The following is a 6169-nucleotide window of genomic DNA, read 5'->3' as shown; positions in this document are numbered from 1 at the left end:
AAATAATATCTGGTAATCGTATAAAACCTTTAAAAGGTATTATGTATAATAGTATTATAAATCATTTTCAAAAAATTATTAATTCAAAATTGCTATAAATAAAAAATGGAGTGAACTAGAATTCAAATATGAATTCAGAGTTACACTCCATTTAAATTAGTTATTTGATAAACTCATTAAAAGTTTAATTATTTAGCACGATTTGATGTACCAAATTCTCTAATTTTACCTTTAACTGTTTCTTTGATTGCTTCACGAGCAGGTCCTAAGTATTTACGTGGATCGTAAACATCTTGGTCATTATTTAAAACTTCTCTTACTGCTTTAGCAGAAGAAATTTGGTTTTCAGTGTTTACATTGATTTTAGCAGTGCCATAAGGGATTGCTTTTTGGATATCTTTTGTAGGGATACCAGTACCACCATGTAATACTAATGGTAAACCCGTTGAAGCACCGATTTCTTCCATTTCTTTGAAACCTAATTTAGGTTCGCCTTTGTAAGGACCGTGTACTGAGCCTAACGCAGGTGCTAATGCATCAATACCAGTTCTTTCTACTAATTCTTGACATTCTTTAGGGTCAGCATAGATGATACCGCCAACAACGTCATCTTCTTGTCCGCCAACTGTACCTAATTCAGCTTCTACTGATACACCGTGTTGGTGTGCATATTCAACTACTTTAGAAGTGATTTCAACGTTTTCATCAAATGGGCTATGTGAAGCATCAATCATTACAGATGTGAAACCTGCATCGATTGCTTCTTTACATTTGTCGAAACTTGAACCATGGTCTAAGTGAATTGCTACTGGTACAGTAATATTTAAGTCGTGCATTAAACCTTCAACCATTTTTACTACTGTATAGAAACCACTCATGTAACGAGCAGCCCCTTCTGATACACCTAAAATTACTGGAGCATTTTCCTCTTGTGAAGCTTCTAAAATTGCTTGTGTAAATTCTAAGTTATTGATGTTGTATTGACCAACAGCATAACCATTTTCTTTTGCATCGATTAACATTTCTTTCATTGAAACTAATGGCATGAAAGTTCCTCCTTGGGTGCAATTGCACAATTTTTTCAAAATCATTATATCAGAAAAGAATTTTAAATGCATGTTTATACCTGTTCAAACATATAAATCATTAAATATCAAAAATTTGTAAGCAAAATTACAATTCCAGAGAATTGCATAACCTTGCACATTTCATTACAATACTTATGAAATGGAGGATAAACATGTCTAAAATATTACATACACAATTAACCGGTATATTTAATCGTTTGGAAGATCAAGCGTTAGATATTCAAATGGCAGCACAATGTTTAATACAAGCAATTGGCGGTGAAGGCTATGTTTATATTAAAGGTTATGGAGATTTAAAATTCTTCGAACCTTTTATCTTAGAAAGCGAAGAACGACTACAATCTTCAAAGCGACTATCTGAAATCAACTCTATCTCTAAGATTGATTCTACAGATCGTGTTTTACTTTTTTCTCCTTTTTATACTGAGGAAGTCGCTAAAGATGTGCAAGATTTACTTGCTCAAGATATCGATTTTGTTTTGATTTGTAATCGTCCTAAAGAAGAAGATTTCCCTGAACATCTTCTACACTTTGTTAATTTAGCTACGCCTCGTCCGATTGTTTATACAGAAGATTATGATAAAATCGTTCAACCTCATACGATGGCATTTAATTACATTTATTATGAGATTTATACGCAAATGATTGAAATGACACGCGATTTAGATCTATAACTATAATGTAAAAACCCCTCCTTTCTCACATTTAAGAAAGGAGGGGCTTTTAAATAAAATTATTTAGTTTGATGTTTATAAGCCGCTTCTACAAATGCTTTAAAGATTGCTTGCGGTCTATTAGGTCTTGATAAAAATTCAGGATGGAATTGACAAGCTACGAAGAAGTCATTTTCAGGAATTTCTACCATTTCAACTAAACGTCCATCTGGGCTAGTTCCTGAGAATACCATACCGTTCTCTTCAAGTTGTTCTCTGTATTCATTGTTAAATTCGTAACGATGACGATGTCTTTCTTCAATGTTAGTAGCATCATAAATACGATGTGCTAATGTACCTTCTTTAATTGTACATGGATATAATCCTAAACGTAATGTACCACCTAAATCTTCAATGTCTTTTTGTTCAGGAAGTAAGTCAATAATTGGATAAGGCGTATTTGGATTTAATTCTGCTGAATGTGCACCTTTTAATCCTAATACATTTCTTGCATATTCAACTGTTGCTAATTGCATACCTAAACAAATACCGAAGTAAGGTACGTTGTTTTCACGTGCATATTTAATTGCTGAGATTTTTCCTTCACTTGCTCTAAATCCGAAACCACCAGGTACTAAGATACCATCTACATCGCTTAAGTAGCTTTCTACATTTTCATCTGTAACTTCGCTTGAATCAATCCATTTAACGACAACGTCTTTCTTCAATGGATAACCAGCGTGTTTTAATGATTCTACGACAGATAAATAAGCATCTTGTAAGCTAACGTATTTACCTACTAAACCAATTGTAATTGTGCCGTCTAATGAGTTTACTGTATCTAATAAATATTGCCATTCATCTAATTGTGTATCGTATTTAGCATCTAAATCTAAACGTTTGATAACGATATCATCCATGTCTTGTGCACTTAATTGTAATGGAATTTCATATAATGAAGACGCGTCTCTACATTCAATAACACTTTCTTTATTGATATCACAGAATAAAGCAATTTTATCTTTTAAGTCTTGTGTCATTTCATATTCTGTACGTACGACGATAAGGTCTGGTTGAATACCTAATCCACGTAATTCTTTTACACTGTGTTGTGTAGGTTTCGTTTTCATTTCGCCTGCTGCTTTAATGTATGGTAATAAAGTACAGTGTACGTACATAACATTTTCACGACCTAAGTCACTTCTAATTTGACGAATCGCTTCAATGAATGGTAGTGATTCGATATCACCAGTTGTACCACCGATTTCAGTGATAACTACATCAGCATTTGTACTTTCTCCAGCTAATAATAATCTTTCTTTGATTTCATTAGTGATATGTGGGATTACTTGTACTGTACCACCTAAATAGTCACCACGACGTTCTTTCTTCAATACGTGAGAATAAACTTTACCAGCTGTTACGTTTGAATATTTATTTAAATTAATGTCTATAAAACGTTCATAATGTCCTAAGTCTAAGTCAGTTTCAGCACCGTCGTCTGTAACAAATACCTCTCCATGTTGATAAGGACTCATTGTACCTGGGTCTACGTTTAAATATGGATCAAATTTTTGAATCGTTACTTTAAGACCTCTATCTTTTAACAATCTTCCTAGAGAAGCGGCTGTGATACCTTTACCTAATGATGACACTACTCCGCCTGTTACAAAAATAAATTTTGTCATTTCCTGACCTCCTAATTAATAAAGGGATGCTTCCTTACTAAACAATTACTCATAATTAAAAGTTAATAAAATAAAAAAATCGCTCCCTCTCACATAGATGCAAGGGGAGCGTATAAAATTTATACACGTGTCCTATTTAAAGGAGCCCGAATAAAATTTTAACATCTTTTTAATAAAAGTCAATCAAAACTAAAATTTAGTCGTTGAAATCTTCTTCATCCTCAAATGCTTCTTCCTCTTCTTCAGCGATGTCTTCATCATCGTCTTCTTCAATCACAATATCAGAATCATTGATTTCATCTTCAACTTCTTCATCTTCTGGATCGTTTAACGTTTCTTGGTCATCCGTTTGAGCTGGAATATCCTCGTCATCGTCCATTTCATCATCGCCTAATAATTTAAGGTTTTTATCTTCTTCATCGTCATCATCAAGGATGTCGAATTTTTGAATTGTTGGTGCGATTTTTTCTTCAATGTCATCTACTGAATACCAGTCACGAAGACCCCATTGGTTTTCCCCAACATTTAAGAAACGACCATCTGTATTTAAATCAGTGTAGAATTGTACCACACGATTTTCAATTTCTTCATAATCATAGTCGCCTAAATTTTTAAATTCATCAATGATATCATATAAGTTCATTGTTGAACCTTTGTCATGTAATAAAGTGTAAGCCATATCGATAAATGATTTTTCGTCAACCATTTCTTTAGTATAATCTTGAATTTTCATTATAACTTAACTTCCTTTCGAAGGATTTTATAATAACTCGTTAATTTTCATTAATTAATAGTAACAAAGATAAATTATAAATGACAACAAGTGATTTCGCAATTGCTATTCTCTTAGTAATTTATATATTTTTCAAAAATCACTAAATCCTCACATTGATTCATTTCAACAAATCCACTATTAATACATAATGATTTTAGTTCGTTATTTTCCCCAAATAATGTGATGACTATTGTCTTAATGTCTTTAAAATGTTTACGAATATATGTAGGTAGTTGACGTAGCGCACTTTCAGCGATACCTTCTTTGCGCTGATCCTTATTCACTTCAATTGCGGCGATATTCACTCTATCCTCACGTTGTTCAAGCGCAATAAACCCTACTTTTTGGTTATCTTTTAATAAATCTACAACTTTATAAGAAGCAATACTTGAATCTTCATTCTCAGCTAAACGTAATGATGAGACATGCTTAGAATCTAAATCTAAGTAATATAATCTTTCTTTACCGATGGGTCCTTCTTCTTTCGTAGCAGCATGCATAAACCCTGCACGCTCATATACATTCCATGCACCTTTATTTTCAGCATCCACCACTAAATACAAATGATTGAAATCTGGAAACAGTGCTTGAACATATTGTGGTAAATACATCATCATAGTCGTGCCATAACCATGTCCTTGAAATTTCTCATTAATTGATAATGAACGCACATAAACGACATTTTCCGGAGTATCGTAACCTTCATGTTGATAGTGTTGATGCAACACAAAGAATCCTACTACATCTCCCTCTTCATTTATCGCAATATTCGCAATTCTGTTGTCATCATTTAACGCTTCTTCTAATACTGTTTTGGGTAAAGATGAATAAATTTGTTGGCGTTCGCTCAATTCAAAGTTCATAACATCTTGGCGATATTTCTCTTCAAATTCTTGAATTATAATATTTTCAAATTGCTTTTTGATAGTCATGTCTTCTCCCCTAAACCTTCCAATTAAGTTACATATTATTATAGATGTTTTCCTTTGTTATTCCAATTTTTATCCTATTCAATTTAGTTGTTACTCTTTAAACTTTTATTTTTTTAAAATTAAGCTATTGTAATTCAGCAAATTTCATTTACTATTAGTATGACATATAAAATCACGAGGTGAATGAAATGAAAGTAGGTATTGACGCAGGAGGTACGTTAATAAAAATCGTTCAAGAACAAGATAATGAACGTACTTACCATACTGAACTAACTACTGATATACATAAAGTTATCACATGGTTAAATAATGAAACATTTGAAACAATTAGCTTAACTGGCGGAAATGCAGGTGTGATTGCTGAAAACTTAAATACTTCCTCTAATACTTTTGTGGAATTTGATGCTTCTTCTAAAGGCCTTGGTATACTACTTAAAGAACAAGGTCACGATATTACAGAATATATCTTTGCGAACGTTGGTACAGGAACTTCTTTACACTATTTTGATGGAAAACAGCAACAACGTGTAGGCGGTATCGGTACAGGCGGAGGTATGATTCAGGGTCTAGGCTTTCTTTTAACTCAAATCTCAGACTATGAGCAGTTAACAAACCTTGCACAAGCTGGTGATCGAGATACGATAGATCTTAAAGTCAAACATATTTACAAAGACACTGAACCTCCTATTTCTGGAGAACTAACAGCAGCAAACTTTGGTAACGTTCTTCATAATATGGATGTAGACTTCACTGCCCCTAATAAATTGGCTTCAGTAGTTGGAGTAGTAGGAGAAGTTATTACAACAATGGCTATTACAGTTGCACGTGAATATAAAACTGAGAATGTTGTTTATATTGGTTCATCGTTCAATAACAACTCTTTATTACGTGAAGTAATTGAAGATTACACAGTTTTAAGAGGATGCAAACCATTCTATATTGAAAATGGTGCATTTTCAGGTGCATTAGGTGCACTACACTTAGGAGAATAATGCATAAAGGGAGTGGGACAGAAATTAAAAACTAATTTCGT

Annotated in this window: 6 protein-coding genes; 2 read left to right on the top strand and 4 right to left on the bottom strand. The window is 33.0% G+C overall.

Features of this window, described 5'->3' with window-relative positions:
- Positions 1-188: 188 nt before the first annotated feature.
- The gene (fdaB, locus tag CD127_RS09870) at positions 189-1046 is read right to left on the bottom strand and encodes a class IIb fructose-bisphosphate aldolase FdaB (RefSeq protein WP_103298806.1); all 858 of its coding nucleotides are present in this window, start codon (positions 1044-1046) and stop codon (positions 189-191) included.
- A 194-nt stretch (positions 1047-1240) separates the two neighbouring features.
- On the opposite strand from fdaB, the gene CD127_RS09865 reads away from it, so the two are divergent.
- Positions 1241-1762, top strand: coding sequence for a DUF2529 domain-containing protein (locus CD127_RS09865; protein ID WP_103366591.1), 522 nt, complete (start codon positions 1241-1243; stop codon positions 1760-1762).
- A 59-nt stretch (positions 1763-1821) separates the two neighbouring features.
- Here CD127_RS09865 and CD127_RS09860 read toward each other — a convergent pair whose 3' ends face one another.
- The 3 genes from CD127_RS09860 to CD127_RS09850 form a co-directional block, all read right to left on the bottom strand.
- Positions 1822-3429, bottom strand: a complete 1608-nt coding sequence (locus tag CD127_RS09860) for a CTP synthase (RefSeq protein ID WP_103366590.1) — start codon at positions 3427-3429, stop codon at positions 1822-1824.
- A 196-nt stretch (positions 3430-3625) separates the two neighbouring features.
- Positions 3626-4162 (bottom strand): DNA-directed RNA polymerase subunit delta, encoded by a 537-nt coding sequence (rpoE, locus tag CD127_RS09855; protein WP_103366589.1) that lies wholly within the window; start codon positions 4160-4162, stop codon positions 3626-3628.
- A 113-nt stretch (positions 4163-4275) separates the two neighbouring features.
- Positions 4276-5136, bottom strand: coding sequence for a GNAT family N-acetyltransferase (locus CD127_RS09850; protein ID WP_103366588.1), 861 nt, complete (start codon positions 5134-5136; stop codon positions 4276-4278).
- 188 nt (positions 5137-5324) lie between these two features.
- Here CD127_RS09850 and coaW point away from each other — a divergent pair, with 188 nt between their 5' ends.
- On the top strand, positions 5325-6128 hold the full coding sequence (gene coaW, locus CD127_RS09845) for a type II pantothenate kinase (protein WP_103366587.1): 804 nt from the start codon (positions 5325-5327) through the stop codon (positions 6126-6128).
- Positions 6129-6169 lie beyond the last annotated feature (41 nt).

It is taken from the genome of Staphylococcus petrasii (genome assembly GCF_002902565.1).
GTDB lineage: Bacteria > Bacillota > Bacilli > Staphylococcales > Staphylococcaceae > Staphylococcus > Staphylococcus petrasii.
The sequence above is the reverse complement of the archived record's forward strand: the minus strand, read 5'-3'. Positions and strand labels throughout refer to the sequence as shown.

Coding starts and splice junctions, on each gene's coding strand:
- fdaB (WP_103298806.1), bottom strand. CDS start 1,046: ATGCCATTAGTTTCAATGAAAGAAATGTTAATCGATGCAAAAGAAAAT.
- CD127_RS09865 (WP_103366591.1), top strand. CDS start 1,241: ATGTCTAAAATATTACATACACAATTAACCGGTATATTTAATCGTTTG.
- CD127_RS09860 (WP_103366590.1), bottom strand. CDS start 3,429: ATGACAAAATTTATTTTTGTAACAGGCGGAGTAGTGTCATCATTAGGT.
- rpoE (WP_103366589.1), bottom strand. CDS start 4,162: ATGAAAATTCAAGATTATACTAAAGAAATGGTTGACGAAAAATCATTT.
- CD127_RS09850 (WP_103366588.1), bottom strand. CDS start 5,136: ATGACTATCAAAAAGCAATTTGAAAATATTATAATTCAAGAATTTGAA.
- coaW (WP_103366587.1), top strand. CDS start 5,325: ATGAAAGTAGGTATTGACGCAGGAGGTACGTTAATAAAAATCGTTCAA.